The 17219-nt window shown below is 74.4% G+C and carries 18 protein-coding genes; 12 read left to right on the top strand and 6 right to left on the bottom strand.

The features are described from left to right. Nucleotides 1-128: 128 nt before the first annotated feature. Together ACZ6EM_RS04325 and ACZ6EM_RS04330 are read left to right on the top strand one after the other, a co-directional pair. Complete coding sequence (locus tag ACZ6EM_RS04325; RefSeq protein WP_465771636.1) at nucleotides 129-2030, top strand: ABC transporter ATP-binding protein; 1902 nt, start codon at nucleotides 129-131, stop codon at nucleotides 2028-2030. 70 nt (nucleotides 2031-2100) lie between these two features. Further along, nucleotides 2101-2592, top strand: a complete 492-nt coding sequence (locus ACZ6EM_RS04330; RefSeq protein WP_465771637.1) for a hypothetical protein — start codon at nucleotides 2101-2103, stop codon at nucleotides 2590-2592. On the opposite strand, the gene ACZ6EM_RS04335 is transcribed toward ACZ6EM_RS04330, so the two are convergent. The 3 genes from ACZ6EM_RS04335 to ACZ6EM_RS04345 all read right to left on the bottom strand — a co-directional run bounded on the left by ACZ6EM_RS04335 (nucleotide 2577) and on the right by ACZ6EM_RS04345 (nucleotide 5178). Continuing rightward, nucleotides 2577-3221 carry a response regulator transcription factor gene (locus tag ACZ6EM_RS04335; RefSeq protein ID WP_465771638.1) on the bottom strand — a complete coding sequence of 215 codons (645 nt, stop codon included), beginning with the start codon at nucleotides 3219-3221 and terminating at the stop codon, nucleotides 2577-2579. The genes ACZ6EM_RS04330 and ACZ6EM_RS04335 overlap by 16 nt on opposite strands. Next, nucleotides 3212-4375 carry a sensor histidine kinase gene (locus ACZ6EM_RS04340; protein ID WP_452178068.1) on the bottom strand — a complete coding sequence of 388 codons (1164 nt, stop codon included), beginning with the start codon at nucleotides 4373-4375 and terminating at the stop codon, nucleotides 3212-3214. The genes ACZ6EM_RS04335 and ACZ6EM_RS04340 overlap by 10 nt, the downstream gene beginning before the upstream one ends. 131 nt (nucleotides 4376-4506) lie before the next feature. Then, entirely contained in the window at nucleotides 4507-5178 is a 672-nt protein-coding gene (locus tag ACZ6EM_RS04345) for a DedA family protein (protein WP_465771639.1), read from the bottom strand. 190 nt (nucleotides 5179-5368) lie between these two features. Between ACZ6EM_RS04345 and ACZ6EM_RS04350 the strand changes: the two genes are divergently transcribed. Further along, nucleotides 5369-5875, top strand: a complete 507-nt coding sequence (locus ACZ6EM_RS04350; protein WP_452178070.1) for a hypothetical protein — start codon at nucleotides 5369-5371, stop codon at nucleotides 5873-5875. Nucleotides 5876-5935: 60 nt separating this feature from the next. Here the strand turns inward: ACZ6EM_RS04350 and ACZ6EM_RS04355 are convergent, their stop codons facing one another. Continuing rightward, nucleotides 5936-6739 carry a nucleotidyltransferase domain-containing protein gene (locus ACZ6EM_RS04355; protein ID WP_452191431.1) on the bottom strand — a complete coding sequence of 268 codons (804 nt, stop codon included), beginning with the start codon at nucleotides 6737-6739 and terminating at the stop codon, nucleotides 5936-5938. Nucleotides 6740-6984: 245 nt separating this feature from the next. Here ACZ6EM_RS04355 and ACZ6EM_RS04360 point away from each other — a divergent pair, with 245 nt between their 5' ends. Next, the gene (locus tag ACZ6EM_RS04360; RefSeq protein ID WP_465771640.1) at nucleotides 6985-8211 is read left to right on the top strand and encodes a glycosyltransferase; all 1227 of its coding nucleotides are present in this window, start codon (nucleotides 6985-6987) and stop codon (nucleotides 8209-8211) included. Nucleotides 8212-8268: 57 nt separating this feature from the next. Here the strand turns inward: ACZ6EM_RS04360 and ACZ6EM_RS04365 are convergent, their stop codons facing one another. Together ACZ6EM_RS04365 and ACZ6EM_RS04370 are read right to left on the bottom strand one after the other, a co-directional pair. Continuing rightward, nucleotides 8269-9231 carry a hypothetical protein gene (locus tag ACZ6EM_RS04365; RefSeq protein ID WP_465771641.1) on the bottom strand — a complete coding sequence of 321 codons (963 nt, stop codon included), beginning with the start codon at nucleotides 9229-9231 and terminating at the stop codon, nucleotides 8269-8271. Beyond that, nucleotides 9228-9761: a SigE family RNA polymerase sigma factor gene (locus ACZ6EM_RS04370; protein WP_401047985.1), complete on the bottom strand. Its 534-nt coding sequence runs from the start codon at nucleotides 9759-9761 to the stop codon at nucleotides 9228-9230. The genes ACZ6EM_RS04365 and ACZ6EM_RS04370 overlap by 4 nt, the downstream gene beginning before the upstream one ends. Before the next feature lie 123 nt (nucleotides 9762-9884). On the opposite strand from ACZ6EM_RS04370, the gene ACZ6EM_RS04375 reads away from it, so the two are divergent. The 8 genes from ACZ6EM_RS04375 (at nucleotide 9885) to ACZ6EM_RS04410 (ending at nucleotide 17197) form a co-directional block, all read left to right on the top strand. After that, nucleotides 9885-10646: an alpha/beta fold hydrolase gene (locus ACZ6EM_RS04375; protein ID WP_465771642.1), complete on the top strand. Its 762-nt coding sequence runs from the start codon at nucleotides 9885-9887 to the stop codon at nucleotides 10644-10646. A gap of 261 nt (nucleotides 10647-10907) precedes the next feature. Further along, complete coding sequence (locus tag ACZ6EM_RS04380) at nucleotides 10908-11615, top strand: dienelactone hydrolase family protein (RefSeq protein WP_401047963.1); 708 nt, start codon at nucleotides 10908-10910, stop codon at nucleotides 11613-11615. Nucleotides 11616-11897: 282 nt separating this feature from the next. Continuing rightward, entirely contained in the window at nucleotides 11898-12836 is a 939-nt protein-coding gene (locus ACZ6EM_RS04385) for an urea transporter (RefSeq protein WP_465771643.1), read from the top strand. Nucleotides 12837-13004: 168 nt separating this feature from the next. Next, the gene (locus ACZ6EM_RS04390) at nucleotides 13005-13310 is read left to right on the top strand and encodes an urease subunit gamma (RefSeq protein ID WP_188298983.1); all 306 of its coding nucleotides are present in this window, start codon (nucleotides 13005-13007) and stop codon (nucleotides 13308-13310) included. 3 nt (nucleotides 13311-13313) lie between these two features. Further along, nucleotides 13314-14294, top strand: coding sequence for a sirohydrochlorin chelatase (locus tag ACZ6EM_RS04395; protein ID WP_465771644.1), 981 nt, complete (start codon nucleotides 13314-13316; stop codon nucleotides 14292-14294). Next, the gene (locus ACZ6EM_RS04400; RefSeq protein ID WP_359904398.1) at nucleotides 14284-14721 is read left to right on the top strand and encodes an urease subunit beta; all 438 of its coding nucleotides are present in this window, start codon (nucleotides 14284-14286) and stop codon (nucleotides 14719-14721) included. The genes ACZ6EM_RS04395 and ACZ6EM_RS04400 overlap by 11 nt, the downstream gene beginning before the upstream one ends. Continuing rightward, nucleotides 14721-16445 (top strand): urease subunit alpha, encoded by a 1725-nt coding sequence (gene ureC, locus ACZ6EM_RS04405; RefSeq protein WP_359904396.1) that lies wholly within the window; start codon nucleotides 14721-14723, stop codon nucleotides 16443-16445. The genes ACZ6EM_RS04400 and ureC overlap by 1 nt, the downstream gene beginning before the upstream one ends. After that, nucleotides 16442-17197: an urease accessory protein UreF gene (locus ACZ6EM_RS04410; protein ID WP_465771645.1), complete on the top strand. Its 756-nt coding sequence runs from the start codon at nucleotides 16442-16444 to the stop codon at nucleotides 17195-17197. The genes ureC and ACZ6EM_RS04410 overlap by 4 nt, the downstream gene beginning before the upstream one ends. Nucleotides 17198-17219: the final 22 nt, after the last annotated feature.

The raw sequence follows: 17219 nt of genomic DNA on the forward strand, positions 1-17219 counted from the left end.
CGCCCTGGGATCGGCGCCGCCTCCGCACGGAGGATGATGCGTCCCCACCCGGGGACGACGGCTCCGGATCCCGGAACCTCGTTTCCGGATCCCGGAACGACCATCTCCGAGAGCAACGGGTCCTGCCCATGCGCGATGTGACGCCCCCGGGTGACCGGGCGGTCGGCAAGGCCGACGCGGTCGACAAGGTCAACGGGGCCGACGAGGCCGAGTACCAGGGACCGGTGGCGGAATCGCCGGTCATCCCGCTGCGGGAGCTCATTCGCCGGTTCTGGCCGTGGGTGCGCCCCGACGCGCGCTGGCTCCCGGTGAGCGCGGCCCTGCTCGTCGTCGGCGCCTTCGGCGAGGTCGTCTCGGTCTGGCTGTTCAAGGACCTCATCGACGACGTGCTCGTCCCCCGGCACTTCGCCGATTTCTGGCCGCTCGCCGCCCTGATGCTCGGTGCGGCCGTCGCCGCCGGGCTGTTGACCTTCGCCGGCATGTACACCAGCACCTGGATCGCCGAGCGCTACATGCTGCGCCTGCGCACCGACACCCTCGCCCACCTGCACACCCTGCCCCCCGACACGCTGGAGAGCCGCTGGCGCGGCGACCTGGTGGCGCGGCTCACCTTCGACATCGCCGAGATCGAGCGGATGGTGGCCACCGGGCTGGTCGAGGGCGCGGTGGCCGTCGCCAGCCTGCTGCTGTTCACCGGCGCCGCGTTCTACCTGAGCTGGCAGCTCACCCTGGCCGCGCTGCTGGCCGCACCGCTGTTCATCCTCTCCACCAGCCTGTTCGGACGCGTCATCCGGCGCCGGGAGCGACAGGTCCAGCGCCGCGCGGGCGGAGTGACCGCGCTGCTGGAGGAATCCCTGCGCAACGCCGTGGTCACCCGGACCTGCGGCCAGGAGAGCCGGGAGGTCGAACGGGTCCACCGGGAGGGCCGGGGCCTGCTCGACGCCGAACTCGCCGCCGCCCGGGTCAGCGGCCTGTACCAGCCCTTCCTCAACGTGCTGCAGCTGCTCGCCGGTCTGGCCGTAGTGGGTGTCGGCGCCCTGCAGGTCATCCACGGACAGCTCAGCCTCGGCGGCCTGCTCGCCTTCGCCGCCTTCATGGCCCAGCTGTTCGAGCCCGTCCAGCAGCTCGCCGCCCTCATCCCGTTGGCCGGCGCGGCCGGCGCCTCGGGCGAACGCGTCCTGGAGCTGCACGAGATCCGCAGCCCGGTGCGGGAACGCCCCACGGCCGGGGACACCGGCCCGGTCCAGGGCCGGGTCACCCTCCAGGGCGTCCACGCCGCCTACTCGGGCGCCACTGGCATCCCGGGACCGCCCGTCCTGGCCGACGTGGACCTCGACCTGCGCCCCGGCGAGACCCTGGCCGTCCGCGGGCCCAGCGGCAGCGGCAAGTCGACCCTCGCCAAGCTCCTGGTCCGCTTCCTCGACCCGCAGGCCGGCACCGTCCGCCTCGACGGGCAGGACCTGCGCGACCTCACCCTCGCCTCACTGCGCCGAGCGGTCACGCTGCTGCCCCAGGAGGCCCCGCTGTTCCACGCGAGCATCGCCGACAACATCGCGTACGGCCGTCCGGACGCCCACCCCGACGACATCGAACGCGCCGCCCGCATCGCCGGGGTCCACGGCTTCGTCACGGCGCTCCCGGAGGGCTACCGCACGGTGATCGGCGCCGACGGATTCCAGCTCTCCGGCGGTCAGAGCCGGCGCGTCGCCATCGCCCGGGCGTTCCTGCGCGACACCCCCGTCGTGATCCTGGACGAACCCACCAGCGGCCTGGACCCGCACACCGTCGAGCAGCTCGTCCCCGCGCTGCGCCGCCTGATGACCGGGCGCACCACCCTCCTGATCACCCATGACCGGGCCCTCCTGCCGCTGGCCGACCAGGTGCTCACCCTCGAGGGGCGGGACGCGGATGGTCGGGGTACGGACGGTGGGGGCGGTGGTCCGGACGGGGGGCGGGGCGCCGGTCCGGACGGTCGTGCGGCCACGCGCCCGAACGGCGCGATCCGCGTGCGGGCGCCACAGGACCCCTGAGGCCCGGACGCCGGAGTACCGGCCGGGCGGGGAGTCCGGACGGGCAATCCGGATGGGAAGTACTGCCTCCATGCTGTTGACGTGGATCGCCGAGCCGGCCGACGAGCCGCTGGCGCCGGAGCCGGACGACCACCCGGTGGAGTGGGAGACCAACACCTGGTGGCTGACCGCCGAGGTCGAGGACCGGCGGGCGCTGAGGGTCCCGGAGGTGGTGGCCGCCTTCGAGCGGACCGCCGCCCTGCTCCGGGACCGGGTCCGGGCGCTGGGCCACGACGGGCCGGCCACGTTCTACGTCTGGCACGACGACCAGGCCGGGCAGCTGCGCTGCTCGACCGGCTCGGTCGGCCCGGACGACCTGCCGTTCGGCGGCGCGTACGAACCGGTGGCGGACCTCGGGCCGATCGTCGCGGACTACCTCGCCGACGCGGAGCCCGGCATCACCAGGATCACGGACGAGGACGGGGCGGAGGGGGCGGAAGCGGTCATCCCGCCGTTCCCCGTCTGGGTCCGTGCCGTCGGGCCCGGCAAGGATCCAGGAGACCGGCCCTACACGCCGAGGTAGTGCAGGACGGCCAGGATGCGGCGGTTGTGGTCCGTGGTGCGGGGCAGGTCCAGCTTGTCGAAGACGGCGTTGAGGTTCTTCTCCACCGCGCTCAGCGAGACGTGCAGCCGCTGCGCGATGGCGGTGTTGGTCCAGCCCTCGGCGAGCGCCTCCAGGACGCTGCGCTCCCGCGGGGTGAGCCGGGCCAGCGGGTCGGTGCGGGTGGAGTGCACCACCAGCCGGCGGACCACCTCCGGGTCGATCACCGCGCCGCCCGCCGCGACCCGCACCAGGGCGTCCAGGAACTCCTCGACCTCGGCCACCCGGTCCTTCAGCAGATAGCCGACCCGCTCCGCTCCGGCGTCCAACAGCCGGGCCGCGTAACCGCGTTCGATGTGCTGGGAGAGCACCAGGACCCCGACCCGCGGCCACCGCTCGCGGATCTCCACCGCCGCCCGCAGCCCCTCGTCGGTGTGGGTCGGCGGCATCCGGATGTCCACCACCACGACGTCCGGCGGCTGCTCCGCCACCGCCGCGGTCAGCGCCGTCGCGTCGCCCACCGCGGCCAGCACCTCGTGCCCCTCCTCGGTGAGCAGGCGGACCAGGCCCTCCCGCAGCAGGGTCGAGTCCTCGGCGAGGGTCACGCGCATGGCAGCTCCGCGGTGATGACGGTCGGGCCCCCGGCGGGGCTGTGGACGTGGAGGGTACCGTCCAGCGCGGCCACCCGCCCGCGCAGGCCGGTCAGGCCGCTGCCGGTAGGGTCCGCGCCGCCCGCGCCGTCGTCCTCCACCCGCACCGTGAGCAGGCCGGTGGCCCGCTCGACCCGGGCCGAGACCGCCGAGGCGGCGGAGTGCTTGGCGGCGTTGGTGACGCACTCCGACACCACGAAGTAGGCCGCGGTCCGCACCGGTTCGGGGAGCGGGCCGGCCACCTCGTAGCGCAGCCGCAGCGGGATGGCGCACCGCTCGGCCACCCCGCCCAGCGCCTCCTCCAGCCCCAGGGTGTCCAGCGCCGACGGGTACGCCCGCCAGGCCACCTCGCGCAGCTCGGTCAGCACCTCCTGCGCCTCCCGGTGCGCCTGGCGCAGCAGCGCCTCCGTCCGCTCCGGGCCCTGGTGGCGGTCCAGGCCGCGCCGCACCCGGCCGAGCAGCATCGCCAGCGCCACCACCCGCTGCTGCACGCCGTCGTGCAGATCCCGCTCGATCCGGCGCCGCTCGGTGTCCACCGCCCGCACCACCGCGGCCCGGCTGTCCGCGAGTTCGGCGATCCGGCGGCGCAGCAGCTCGGCCTCGGACGGCCCGAAGCACTCCCGGGCGGTCCGGGCGTCCAGCGCGGCCAGCGAGAACAGGCCCTGTACGGCCAGGAAGAGCAGCACCCCGCCGAGCAGCACCTGGGTCGCCAGCTCCTCCCAGCCCAGCGAGCCGCGCAGCACCCCGCCGACCAGCAGCACGGCCAGCGCCAGCCCGAAGACCAGCAGCCCCAGCACCACCCCGGCGACCAGCCCGCCACCGCTGCGCACCACCAGGTAGCGCAGCAGCCTGCGGTCGTCCGCCCGGTAGTGGCGGGGGAAGCGGTCGCCGAAGAACGCCCTGCGCCGGGCCCGCTCCAGGGCGGCCAGCCGGCGCACCCCGGACAGCAGGCCCGGCGCCGCGTACGGGCGGGTGCGCGGCCAGAGCAGGAACGGGCCGAGGACGGCGCCGGCCAGCAGCAGGTACAGCGCGGCGAGGGCGGCGCTCGGGCAGCCGAGCAGAACTCCGGCGGCGCGGCGCGGCCATGACGTGGTGTCTGCTCCATCCCCCTGCACGGGGTTCGAGCTTACGGGGCCGGTGGCGCCGATGTGTGCGGCGCCGATGTCCGCGGCGCAGGCCGGGGTGGGGTGTGCGGGGCCGGCCCGGTCCGCCGTGTCGCCCGGGCCCGCGCCGCCGGCCGGGGCGGTCACCGGGTGCGGCGGTGCTGGGCGGCGCTCTCGCCGCCGCGGCTGCGGACGCGCATCACGACGTACCCGGCCACGGCCAGCACGACCACGACCAGGACCGCCTTGGAGAGCAGCCCGACGTACGTCTCCACCACGTCCCAGCGGTCCCCGAGCAGGAAGCCGGCCATCACCAGCACGCTGTTCCACACCAGGCTGCCGATCGTGGTCAGCATGACGAACGCGGGCAGCGGCATCCGCTCGACCCCGGCCGGTACCGAGATCAGACTGCGGAAGATCGGCACCATCCGGCCCAGCAGCACCGCCTTCGTTCCGTGCCGGGCGAACCAGGCCTCGGTGCGCTCCAGGTCGGAGGCCTTGACCAGCGGCAGCCGGGCCCAGATCGCGTGCATCCGCTCCCGGCCGAACAGGGCGCCCAGCCAGTAGAGGACGACGGCCCCGGCGACCGAACCGAGGGTGGTCCAGGTCAGCGCGGACGCGAGGCTGATCACGCCCTGCCCGGCGGCGAAGCCCGTCAGCGGCAGGATCACCTCGCTGGGCAGCGGCGGGAAGAGGTTCTCCAGCGCGATCGCCAGGCCGGCCCCGGGGCCGCCCATGGTGTCGACCAGGTCGGCCGCCCAGCCGGCGAACCCGTCGGCGGGCTGTTGGGCGATGGCGAGGACGGTGTGCGGCATGCGGGGCTCCAAGGTGGTCGGGGGACTGCTCGTCCCCGGCTGGCTCCACGCTAGAAACCGCAGGTCAGTGGCGGTATGAGGATTTCCGGCGACCCTCCTGCGGTTTCCCGCAGCACGCCACCCTGCGGTTTCCCGCAGGGCCGCGGATACCGGGTGGCGACGGCCGCGGTCGTCTTGTCAGGATGTCGCCATGAACGACGCCTTCACCCTGGCCTGGCGGTACACCACCGGGCTCGTCCACCCCGAGGACCTGCCGATGGCCGCCGCCGACCTGCTGGCGGCGGGAGTCGGTGCGCAGTCGGCCGCGCTGTGCGACCTGGCGGGGCGTCGGGGCCGCGGCGAGCGCTCGGCCGAGCTCGGCGGGCTGCTGTGGCAGGCGATGGCCGAACTCGGCCTGCCGGTGCCGGACGACGACTTCGTCGGGCGCTGCCTGCTGCACCGCACGGCGGCCCGGCTGATGTCGGAGGAGATCACGTCGGGGGACGCCGTCAGCGAGCTCTGGCGGGCGAGCGGCGGGGCCGCGAACGCGGCGGAACAGCGGTTCGTGGCGCTGGCCGACCAGGTCTGCTGCCCGGACTGCCTCGGCGACCGGGCGTCCGGGGCGCGGCAGGACTGGGAGCGGGAGCTGCGGGCGGCGGCCGTCGAGGTGGCGTCGGCCGCCGACCACGGGTTCACCGTCTCCTGGTACCGGGACTGACCGCCCCGCCGGGAGCCCGGGGGTGGCTCGGCGGGCCGGCCCAGCGGGCCGGCCGGCGGCTCAGCGGCCCAGTGCGGCCACGGTCTCCCGGGTCAGCTCCCGTGCCCGGGCGACCGTGGCCGTCAGCTCGGCCGCCGATCCGCCGGGCGCGGCGAGCAGGCCGCGTGCCGTCGTGCCGAAGTCCGCCGGAGTGTCCGGCAGTTGCTCCGCCACGGCCAGGGCGCCCTTCTCGTTGAGGCACCAGCGGCGGTGGTGGGCGTGGAGGGCCTGGACCAGGATGCCGACGGCGCGCGACAGGCAGAGCGAGACGTGCAGGGCATCGGCGCGGGCGGCGCTCTTCGCGGCGGTGTCGAGCAGGAAGCCGGCCTCCCAGGTGGCCGCGGTGAGGGCGTCGCGCAGCGGCTCCGGATAGTCGGCGGCCTGCTCCTTGAGCCGCGTCAACTCCCCGGTGGGGTCGGCCAGCGGCAGTCCGAGGGCGACCTCGCCCGGGTAGCAGGGCGACCAGAAGCCGAGCGGGTGGCCGGCCTGCGTTCCCACCTCGAAGTGGCCCCGGCGGCAGTCCGCCCACACCCGCCCGACCCGGTCGAGGTCCCGCAGGATCCAGTCCACGGCGACACCCTCGACCCGCAGCCACGCCCCGCCGTTCACCCACGGGCCCCAGCCGCCCGGCCCGGCCACCTCGACCTCCGGCCCGGCGAGCGCCCGCAGCGCGTCGAGGTCGAGGGCGCCCCGGTAGTACACCCCGAGGTCCCAGTCCGACTCCGGCCGTTCCTCGCCCCGGGCCCGGCTCCCGCCGAGCATCACCCCCACCACGCCCGGCACACGGGTGAGTTGAGAGGCCATGTTCTCAATGACGGTGCGCATGGGGAGAGTCTGCCAGGCGCTTCGGCGCCCGCCCGGGGAATTGCGGCGCCCGCCCGGTGCGTCGTGGCGGTTCGGCGTCGCGGAGGTGGCCGGAGGTGGCCGGAGGTGGCCGGAGGTGGCCGGAGGCGTACCCACTCCTCGCCACTCTCAACGTATAGCGCACGGGGGGCCTTGCCACAAGGCCCCGGTGCTGCCGCAGAATCACCGGCTCAAGGACGCAATCCGAGGGAACGGGGAGTCACGACGTGCGAGTGGTGTTGTCGACGTACGGGTCGCGCGGGGACGTCGAGCCGATGGCCGCGCTGGCGCTGCGGCTGCGGGAACTGGGTGCCGAGGCGCGGGTGTGCGCGCCGCCGGACGAGGAGTTCGCGGCCCGGCTGGCCGAGGCCGGGGTCGAACTGGTGCCGGTAGGGCAGTCGGTGCGTTCGCTGGTCAGCGGGCCGCCCCCGGCGCCCTCGGAACTCCCCGAGCGCGCGGCCCGGTTGGTCGAGCAGTTCCACGCGGCGGTGCTCGGGGCGGCCGAGCCGGGAGGTGCGGTCGTGGCCACCGGCCTGTTCCCGGCGGTGGCCGGAGCCCAGGCGGCGGCCGAGCAGTTGGGTGCCCGCTTCACCTGCGTCGCCCTCCAGCCGACCATGCTGCCCTCCCCGCACCACCGGCCGTTCGAGTACCCGATGCTGCCGTACCCGCCGGAGGTGACCGACCCCCGGGAGCTGTGGGAGCTCAACATCGGGACGATGAACGCGCTGTTCGGCGCGGCGGTCAACACCCACCGGGCGGCCGTCGGACTGCCCGTGGCCGACAACGTCCGGGACCACGTCCTCACCGGACGGCCGTGGCTGGCCACCGACCCGCTGCTCGACCCGTGGCCGGGCCCGGGCGGGGGCGCGGCCGGCGCGGCCTGGCCCGAGACGGTGCAGACCGGCGCGTGGATCCTGCCGGACGAACGCCCGCTGCCCGCCGACCTGTCGGCCTTCCTGGCGGCCGGCGAGCCGCCGGTGTACGTCGGCTTCGGCAGCATGCCGCTGCGCGACCCGGTGGAGGCGGCCCGGGTCGCCGTCGAGGCGGTCCGGGCGCAGGGCCGGCGGGTACTGCTCGGCCGCGGCTGGGCCCGACTGGCCGAGGTGGACGGGGCCGAGGACTGCTTCGCGGTCGGCGAGGTCAACCAGCAGGCGCTGTTTCCGAAGCTCGCGGCCGTCGTCCACCACGGCGGCGCGGGCACCACCACCACGGCCGCCCGGGCCGGCGTGCCGCAGGTGCTGGTCCCGCAGATCGTGGACCAGCCCTACTGGGCCTCGCGGGTGGCGGAGCTGGGCATCGGCGTCGCCCACGACGGCCCGACCCCGACCGCCGGATCCCTCACCGCGGCCCTCCGCCACGTCCTCGCCCCCGCCACCCGTGAGCGCGCCGCCGCCGTCGCCGCCGGCATCCGCACGGACGGCGCGACGGTGGCCGCGCAGCTGCTGCTCGGCTGAGGGGTGGGCGAGGAGTGGGAAGTCGGCCCGGCCGACTTCCCACTCCCGCCGTCCGTCTCAGGAGGGAGGCTCCGTCAGGTACCGGGCTCCGGCGTCCGGGAGCGTGTTGCCGTCCTTGTCGAAGAACTGCCAGGACTTCGCCCGCATCGTCCCCGGGCGGGCCACCACCATCGCGCGGACGGGGGAGTCGGCCACGGTGACGAACGCCGGCTCGGTGGTGCTGCCGTCCGCCCAGGTCACCACCACCCGGCCGACGTCCGGACCGAGGGAGAGCAGCACCACGTCGAGCGGGGCCACGGTGTCGCCCTTGCCCCGGTGGCCGACCAGGCCGCCGCCGAAATCGGTCCGGCTGCGCGGGTCGACCTTGCCCGGGGCCGCCTGGGTGCCCTCGGAGTCGTGGGACTGCCGCACCCCGTCCACCGTGAAGTAGACGTTGGTGACGTCGGAGTCCGGCTGCCAGTACTGCCGGACGTACTCCGGCGTCGGCTCGGGGACCGTCGGGTCGTACCGGCTGCGTTCCTCCCACACCGCCGTCGCCTGCTCGAACGCCTGCCACTGCGGAGCCTGCGGCCACAGCGCCTCCCACAGCTGCCACTGCTTGCCGTCCGGGGTCAGGCCCTGGCCCAGCAGCACCCGGACCGGGGCGAGCGGGTTCCGAAAGGCCGGGGCGGTCCCGTCCAGCGGGATGGGGGAGCCCCACCCGGGAGTGCGCTCCGGCGTGGGGCCGGGCGCCGGGGAGAGCGCGGCGCCGACGCCCGCGGCACCGATCCCGCGGGCGGGCGCCCCGCCCGGGCTCAGCTGCGTCAGCGCACCCCCGGTCAGGGCCACCACCGAGGCCAGCACCGCCGCGCCGACCACCGTACGGCGGCGGTGCCGCAGCCGGCGGCCGCCCGCCACGATGTCCGCCACCGGCGCCGGGCCGATCCTCGCGCCGGCCGCCGCCTCGGCGAGGCCGAACCCGACCCACAGGTCCTCGCCGTCGTCCGCGTCCGTACCCACCCCGTCCGGCTCCCGGTTCATGCCACTCCTCCGATCCGTGTCGTGTCCTTGAGTTCCACCAGCGCCGTGACCTGCCGCAGCCGTGCGATGCCCTTCGCCGCGTGGCTGCGCACCGCACCCACCGAGCAGCCCATGGCCGCCGCCGTCTGGCTGTCGCTCAGGTCCTCCCAGTGCCGCAGCACCACCGCCTCGCGCTGGCGCGGCGGCAGGGTGGCCAGCGCGGCCAGCAGGGCCCCGCGCTGGTCGGAGCGGGCGAAGCCGTCCTCCGCCCCCGCCGTGTCCGGCACCGCGTCCACCAGCAGCTCCGGCGCCCGGCGGCGCCACCGCCGGGCGTGCTGGTTGACCAGGATCCGCCGCACGTAGGCGTACGGATCGTCGGCCCGGCGCACCTTCGACCAGGCCGCGCAGGCCTTCTCGGCGGCGGACTGCACCAGGTCCTCGGCCGCGTACTGCTCGCCGGCCAGCAGGTACGCCGTCCGGACCAGGCGCGGCCAGGCCGCGACGATGAACGCCTGGAACCCGTCGTCCCGATCGCTCTTCGCTTCTCGCATGAGCACCTCCGATCACCTCCTTCACCCGTCCAGAGCCCCGGGGAGGCCGGAAGCGCTTACCGGGTGGGTGCGGCGGCTTCAAACTGCTTGGGTAACGGCGGCAAGGGCACTACTATCCGCCGGATGATCATTTCTCATGACGTAGCAGGCAGTGGGCCCGCCGTGGTGCTGCTGCACTCCTCGGTGTGCGACCGGCGGATGTGGGACGCGCAGTGGCAGCCGCTGATCGACGCCGGGTACCGGGTGGTCCGCTGCGACTTCCGCGGCTTCGGCGACACGCCGCTCGCGGACGGCCCGTACAGCGACACCGGGGACGTCCTGGCCCTGCTCGACCACCTGGGCATCGGGACCGCCGCCCTGGTCGGCGCCTCCCACGGCGGCCGGATCGCCCTGACGGCGGCCGCGCTGCGCCCCGAGGCGGTCACCAGGCTGGCCCTGCTCGGCGCGGGCATCCCCGGGCACCGGCCCAGCGACACCCTGCGCGCCTTCGGCGGCCGGGAGGACGAGCTGATCGAGGCCGGGGAGATCGACGCGGCCGTCGAGCTGAACGTCGAGTCCTGGCTCGGCCCGGAGGCCGACGAGCAGACGCGCGCGCACGTCCGCCGGATGCAGCGTCACGCCTTCGACGTCCAGCTGGAGGCGAAGTTCGGCTCCGACCGCGAGGACGTCGACCTCGGCCGGATCACCGCCCCCACCCTGGCCGTGGCCGGCGCCCACGACTTCCAGGACTTCCGCGACATCGCCGCCACCCTCCCCGCCCTCCTCCCCGACGCCCGCCACCAGGAACTCCCCTGGGCCGGCCACCTCCCCAGCCTGGAGCGCCCGGCCGAGACCACCGCCCTCCTCCTCGCCTTCCTCGGCGAGCCCGCCCCGGCCGCGCAGTAGCGCTCACGGGCACCGGAATCCCGGTGCGGCGAGCCCGGAGCGGAAAGTCGGCCCGCCCGACCTCCGGTGCCCTTCGGCGCCGCCCACCGGCCGGGCCCGGTGGGGCGGCCTCCCGCCCCGGCCGTGCCGCGGCGTGCGGGCCACCGCTCAGCCGCCGGTGGCGGTCCGCTCCGGCGGCAACGCGGAAAAGTCGGGACTCGAACGTGTGTCGGGAGCCATGATGGCGGGGTGCACTTCACCTCGGAATCCAGCGTTGACGGCGTGACGCAGCGCCGCTTCACCCTCGACGGCGCGCCCGGGGTGCTCTGGCAGCCGGACGGATCGTCCCTCGGCGGGCGGCCGCTGGTACTGCTGGGGCACGGCGGCGGGCAGCACAAGCTGGTGCCGGGGCTGGTGGACCGGGCCCGCCGGTGCGTGCGGGAGCTCGGGTGCGCGGCGGTGGCGCTGGACGCGCCGGGGCACGGGGAGCGGCCGCGCAGTGCGCAGGACGAGCGGTTCGCCACCGAGATCGGGGAGTTGATCGCCGCAGGGCGGCCGATCAGTGCGTGGGTGGCGCGGCACACGGCGGCGCTCGCGGAGCGGGCGGTGCCGGAATGGGTGGCCGTGCTGGACGCGTTGGGCGGGCGGGCGGAGGGCCTCGGGCCGGTGGGGTACTGGGGGCTGTCGCTGGGGAGCGTGATCGGCATCCCGCTGGCGGCGGCCGAACCGCGGGTCGCCGTCGCGGTGTTCGGGCTGACGGGGCACGCCTCGCAGACGGAGGCGGCGGAGCGGGTCGGGGTGCCGGTGGAGTTCCTCGTCCAGTGGGACGACGAGCTGGTCCTGCGTGAGGGGGCGCTGGCCCTGTTCGGCGCGCTCGGTTCGCGGGAGAAGACGCTGCACGCCAATCTCGGGGGCCATGTGGGGGTGCCGGAGCTCCAACTGATGTCCTCCGAAAGGTTCCTGGTGCGGCATCTGGGCCGGGTGGAGTGAGCGCGGACCCCGGCGGCGTCGATGCCAACCGTCGGTAAAACTTCGCAAAGGATTTCTCCCTGCAACGAACGCGACCCGCACTGACTTCAACAGATTGTTGCAGCTCAGTGGCCCGATGGTCACCCTCCGTGGATTTGGCATAACAGCCCGTGCCCCCTGGACTTCGCAAACCGTAGGAGTACGGTTCCGGAGGAATCGCCGGGGCCGACTTTCAGGCAGGCCGGCCGTACCGGAAAATTGGTGCGCAGCATGGATTTGCAACAGGGTGGGGAGAGCGCCTCGGTGGCGACTCGTCCGATATCCGGCAGGTGGTTCGCGGAAGTGCTGCGCGGCGTCGCGCAGGTCGATTTCATGCCGTCCGTCGTCTGCGGACTCTTCTTCGTGGCCGCACTGTTCGCCGCCGACTGGCAGTACGGCCTCTACGGGCTGCTGGGCAGTGCCGTCTCCACCGCCGTGGCGTACGGGCTCGGGCTCGACCGGGAGGCCGTCGGGGCGGGGCTGCACGGGTACAACGGGTGCCTGGTGGCGCTGGGTTGCGCCGTCCTCCTGGGCGCCGGGCGCCCCGCGACGGTCGCGGTGGCGGTCCTCGGGGCCGCCGTCGCCGTGGTGGTCGCGGCGGGACTCGGGGCGCTGCTCGCCACCTGGCGGCTGCCCGCGCTGACCGCGCCGTTCTGCCTGGTCGCGACCGCCGTCACGGCGGCCGCCCCCGGCCTCCGGCGGCTGTGGCGCGGGGCGGGAGCGCCCGCCGCCCTGCCCGTTCCGGCGGAGGGGCCGACCGGGCTGGGCTGGGACCGGCTCTGGCACGGGTTCTTCGCGAACATCGGTCAGATCTTCCTCGTGCCGCAGTGGTACGCCGGCCTGCTGTTCCTGGCCGGGCTGTTCGCGGCGAGTCGGCTCGCGGGCCTGATGGCCTGCGCGGGAAGCGCCACCGGGCTGCTCACGGCCTGGGCGTTCGGCGCCCCCGGCGAGGCCGTAGGGCAGGGCCTGCTCGGGTACAGCGGGGTGCTGGTCGCCCTCGCGCTGTGCGGGGTGTTCCTGGCGCCCGACGCCTGGAGCGCGGCCTACGCCCTGCTCGGTGCGGCCGGCGCGACGGTGCTGACCCCGGCGCTCGGCGCGGTCTCCGCGCCCTTCGGCGGCCATGCCTTCACCTGGCCGTTCGTGCTGACCACGATGCTGTTCCTGGCGGCGGTCCCGGCCGTCCCGCGCCTGCGCCGGGTCTGATTCCGCGCCCGACGTCCCCGCAATCCCCTCACTTTCCCCACTTTCCCCGCCGCTCTCGTTTCCCTCGTTTCTCTCGCTTCTCTTCGCTTTATTTGAACTCTCGGCAGGTCGATTGCCGCGAGCACTCCCTGCCATTCATCGGATTCCCGGAAAGGAAGAGTGATACCCGTGAATCTCTCGCCGCGTGAGATGGACAAGCTGTACATCTACGTCGTCGCCGACCTGGCCCGCAAACGCCGGGACCGCGGCGTCAAGCTGAACTACAGCGAGGCCTGCGCGTTGATCAGCGAGGCGATCATGGAGGGCGCCCGGGACGGCCGGACCGTCGCCGAGTGCATGGAGATCGGCAAGCAGGTCGTCGGCGGCGAGGACGTCATGCCCGGCGTGCGCGAGATGCTCCCGCTGCTCCAGGTCGAGGCGGCGTTCCTGGACGGGACCAAGCTGGTCTCCTGCCACGACCCGGTGGGTGCCTGAGCGATGACCCGGATTCAGGCCGCCACCGTGGTGCTGGCCGGTGGGCACGAGAGCGACGGCGGACGGGACCTCGCCGCCCTGGTGGCCGGCGGGTCCACCGGGCCGGCCGCCGCCCGGCACCCGTCCACGGTGCCTTCCACCACCCGGCCCCCGACCGCCGGGTGCGCCACCGTGCACGCCGTCGCCCCCGCGGGCCGTCCGCTCATCGAGGCCGTACGGTCGGCGCTCGCCGCGGCGGGCGACGGACCGGTGTGCGTCGTGCCGATGACGCTCGGCCGCGACCCCGGACTGGTCGCCGACACCGCCCGGGCGCTGCGCTGGCTGGCCGCCGGGGAAGGCCGCGGACGGCTCGCGCTGACCGCCCCCTTCGCCGCCGCCGACCACCTGATCGGCTGGCTGCGCGCAGCCGCCGGCGCCGCCCCCGACGGCGCGGTGCTGGTCACCGCGCCGGCGGCCGGCCCGTTCGAGGACGCCGAGCTGTTCCGGATCGCCCGCCTCGCCCGCCAGTACGGCCGGCACCGGTGGGTCGAGGTCGCCCTCGACGGCGGCGACCCCGACCCGGCCGAGGGCGCCGAACGCTGCCGCCTTCTCGGCGCACGCGAGGTGACGGCCGTTCCGGCCTCCTTCGGGCCGGCCCTGCGCACCCCGCTGCCCGGCGTACGGGACGGCGGTCCGCTGCTGCGGCCGTCCGCCGTCGCCGGGGTGGTCGCGGCCCGGACGGCGGCGGCGCTGCACCTGCTCGGGCACGGGGAGGACGGCATCCCGGCCGGCCTCGACGCCGAGCACGGGCACGGCTACGCGCACAGCCACGGGCCGGACGAGCAGAGCCATCAGCACCATCACCAGCACCACCAGCAGCAGCACGGGAACCAGCACCAGCATCAGAACCACCAGCACCATGCGCACGACCGCCCCGGCCACCCCCGGGGACCCGAACACACCCCCACTGACCCGGCAGAAAGGAAGGCCGACCATGTCCGGTAGCGCCGCATACCTGTACGGCGAGGACCCGGTGGAGATCAACGCCGGCCGCGCCAAGGCCACCGTCACGGTCAGCAACACCGGCGACCGGGCGATCCAGGTGGGCTCCCACTACCACTTCTTCGAGGCCAACCGCGCCCTCGACTTCGACCGCAACGCCGCCTTCGGCAAGCACCTGGACATCCCGGCCGGCACCGCCGTCCGGTTCGAGCCGGGAGACACCAAGGACGTCACGCTCGCCGAGTTCGGCGGCCACCGCCGCCTGGTCGGCTTCGCCAACCTCGTGGACGGCGGCATCACCGCCCCCGCCACCCGCGCCCGCGCCGTCGACCGGGCCATCGCCCTCGGCTTCAAGGGCACCAACCTCGACCACAAGGAAGACCGGCCCCGGGACTTCCGCACGGAGACCCACCAGGAAGGCGACCGCTGATGGCCATCCTCTCCCGCAGGCAGTACACCGACCTCTTCGGCCCCACCGTCGGCGACCGCTTCCACCTCGCCGACACCAACCTCCTGGTCGAGGTCGAGCAGGACTTCAACCAGGGCCACTACGGCGACGAGGCCGTCTACGGCGGCGGCAAGGGCATCCGCGACGGGATGGCCCAGGACCCGGCCGCGACCTCGCTCCAGGGGGCGCTCGACCTGGTCATCACCAACGTGGTCGTCATGGACGCGGTGCTCGGCGTGGTCAAGGGCGACATCGGCGTCAAGGACGGCCTGATCGTCGCCGTCGGAAAGGCCGGCAACCCGCACACCCAGAGCGGCGTGCACCCGCGGCTGGTGATCGGCCCCGGCACCGAGGTGATCTCCGGCGAGCACCTGATCGCCACCGCCGGCGGCATCGACACCCACATCCACTTCATCGCCCCGCAGCAGGTGCAGGAGGCGCTGAGCAACGGCATCACCACCCTGATCGGCGGCGGCACCGGCCCGTCCGACGGCACCAACGGCACCACCTGCACCCCCGGCCCGTGGAACATCCACCGGATGTACCAGGCGGTCGAGGACCTGCCCGTCAACGTCGGACTGCTCGGCAAGGGCAACGGCTCGCTGCCCGGAGCCCTGCGCGAGCAGGTCGAGGCGGGGGTGTGCGGCCTCAAGGTGCACGAGGACTGGGGCAGTACCCCGGCCGCGATCGACAGCGCGCTGAGCGTCGCCGACGAGTACGACGTGCAGGTGGCCATCCACACCGACACCCTCAACGAGTCCGGCTACTTCGAGGACACCCTGTCCGCGATCGACGGCCGCACCATCCACACCTTCCACACCGAGGGCGCGGGCGGCGGCCACGCCCCCGACATCATGCGGATCGCCGGCGAGCCCAACGTGCTGCCGTCCTCCACCAACCCCACGCTGCCCTACACCGTCAACTCCGTGGACGAGCTGCTGGACATGGTGATGGTCTGCCACCACCTCAGCCACAGCATCCCCGAGGACGTCTCCTTCGCCGACTCCCGGGTCCGCGCCGAGACCATCGCCGCCGAGACCGTGCTGCACGACGAGGGCGTCATCTCGATCTTCTCCTCCGACTCGCAGGCGATGGGCCGGATCGGCGAGTCCTTCACCCGCGCCTTCCAGACCGCCCACCACTGCAAGGACCAGCGCGGCAAGCTGGCCGGCGACAGCGAGCGCAACGACAACGCCCGCGTGCTGCGCTACCTCGCCAAGCTCACCATCAACCCGGCCGTCGCCTCCGGCACCGCCGACCACATCGGCTCGCTGGAGCCCGGAAAGCTCGCCGACATCGTGCTCTGGCCGATCAACTCCTTCGCCGCCAAGCCGAAGATGGTCATCAAGGGCGGCGTGATCAACTGGGCGCTGATGGGCGACCCGAACGCCTCGCTGCCCACCCCGCAGCCGGTCTACTACCGCCCGATGTTCGGCCAGTACGGCCGGACCAGGCAGGCCACCCGGGTGTCCTTCATGTCGCAGGCCGCCGTCGACCTCGGGGTTCCGGCCCGACTCGGCCTGGAGAGCCGGGTGCTGCCGGTCCGGCGGTGCCGTTCGGTCGGCAAGCAGCACATGGTGCGCAACGACGCGCTGCCGAAGATCGCGGTCGACCCGGAGACGTACAAGGTCACCCTGGACGGCGAGCCCGCCACCATCGAGCCGGCCCGCGAACTGCCGCTCAACCACCTGTTCTACCTCGCGTGAGCGGAACCGATGTCGCCGACGCCGGTGGTGTTGTTGGTGTCGCTGCCGACGCCGGCGTGTCGGGGGACGGCCTGGACGCGCTGCTGGTCTGCCTCCAACTGACCGACTCGGCCTTCCCCAGCGGCTTCTACACCCTGTCGCACGGGCTGGAGGGCTACGCCCAGGCCAAGGCCGTCACCCCGGACACCCTGCCCGCGCTGCTCGCCGACCTGCTGCGGCACGGCGTCGGACCGTCCGACGCCACGGCGCTGGTCCTGGCCCACCGGGCGGCCACGGCGGGCGACTGGGAGCTGCTCGCCGAGACCGACCAGCGGCTGCACGCCACCCGGCTCAACCGCGAACTGCGCCTGGCCGCCACCCGGACCGGACGCCAACTCCTGGACATCGCCCGGGAGTCGTTGGGCGGCGAGGCGCTGGAGCGGTACGCCGCACTGGTCGCGCGGAAGCGGGCCCCCGGCTGCCAGGCGGTGGCTGCCGGGGTGGCGTACGCCTCGGCCGGCGTTCCGGTCGAACAGGCCGTCACCAGCGACCTGTTCGCGTTCTGCGCCAGCTTCGTCGGTGCGGCGCTCAGGCTGCGGCTGACCGACCACCGCAAGGCGCAGGTGGTGCTGCGGGCGGCCTCCCCGGTGATCCGGGAGGTCGTCTCCGCCGCGCTGGCAAGGGACTTGGCGGACCTCGGCGGCTGCGTGCCGGTCGCGGACGCCATGTCCGGGCGGCACGAACGGGCGGAGGCCCGGCTGTTCATGAGCTGACCACTCGATGCGTACGTGTGCC

This window comes from Kitasatospora sp. NPDC041917, assembly GCF_055589745.1.

Excerpts from the sequence above, each read along its gene's own strand:
- ACZ6EM_RS04350 (WP_452178070.1), top strand. The coding sequence starts at position 5,369 with ATGAACGACGCCTTCACCCTGGCCTGGCGGTACACCACCGGGCTCGTC.
- ACZ6EM_RS04375 (WP_465771642.1), top strand. The coding sequence starts at position 9,885 with ATGATCATTTCTCATGACGTAGCAGGCAGTGGGCCCGCCGTGGTGCTG.
- ACZ6EM_RS04395 (WP_465771644.1), top strand. The coding sequence starts at position 13,314 with ATGACCCGGATTCAGGCCGCCACCGTGGTGCTGGCCGGTGGGCACGAG.
- ACZ6EM_RS04365 (WP_465771641.1), bottom strand. The coding sequence starts at position 9,231 with ATGAACCGGGAGCCGGACGGGGTGGGTACGGACGCGGACGACGGCGAG.
- ACZ6EM_RS04400 (WP_359904398.1), top strand. The coding sequence starts at position 14,284 with ATGTCCGGTAGCGCCGCATACCTGTACGGCGAGGACCCGGTGGAGATC.
- ACZ6EM_RS04345 (WP_465771639.1), bottom strand. The coding sequence starts at position 5,178 with ATGCCGCACACCGTCCTCGCCATCGCCCAACAGCCCGCCGACGGGTTC.
- ACZ6EM_RS04330 (WP_465771637.1), top strand. The coding sequence starts at position 2,101 with ATGCTGTTGACGTGGATCGCCGAGCCGGCCGACGAGCCGCTGGCGCCG.
- ACZ6EM_RS04325 (WP_465771636.1), top strand. The coding sequence starts at position 129 with ATGCGCGATGTGACGCCCCCGGGTGACCGGGCGGTCGGCAAGGCCGAC.
- ACZ6EM_RS04370 (WP_401047985.1), bottom strand. The coding sequence starts at position 9,761 with ATGCGAGAAGCGAAGAGCGATCGGGACGACGGGTTCCAGGCGTTCATC.
- ACZ6EM_RS04355 (WP_452191431.1), bottom strand. The coding sequence starts at position 6,739 with ATGCGCACCGTCATTGAGAACATGGCCTCTCAACTCACCCGTGTGCCG.
- ureC (WP_359904396.1), top strand. The coding sequence starts at position 14,721 with ATGGCCATCCTCTCCCGCAGGCAGTACACCGACCTCTTCGGCCCCACC.
- ACZ6EM_RS04335 (WP_465771638.1), bottom strand. The coding sequence starts at position 3,221 with ATGCGCGTGACCCTCGCCGAGGACTCGACCCTGCTGCGGGAGGGCCTG.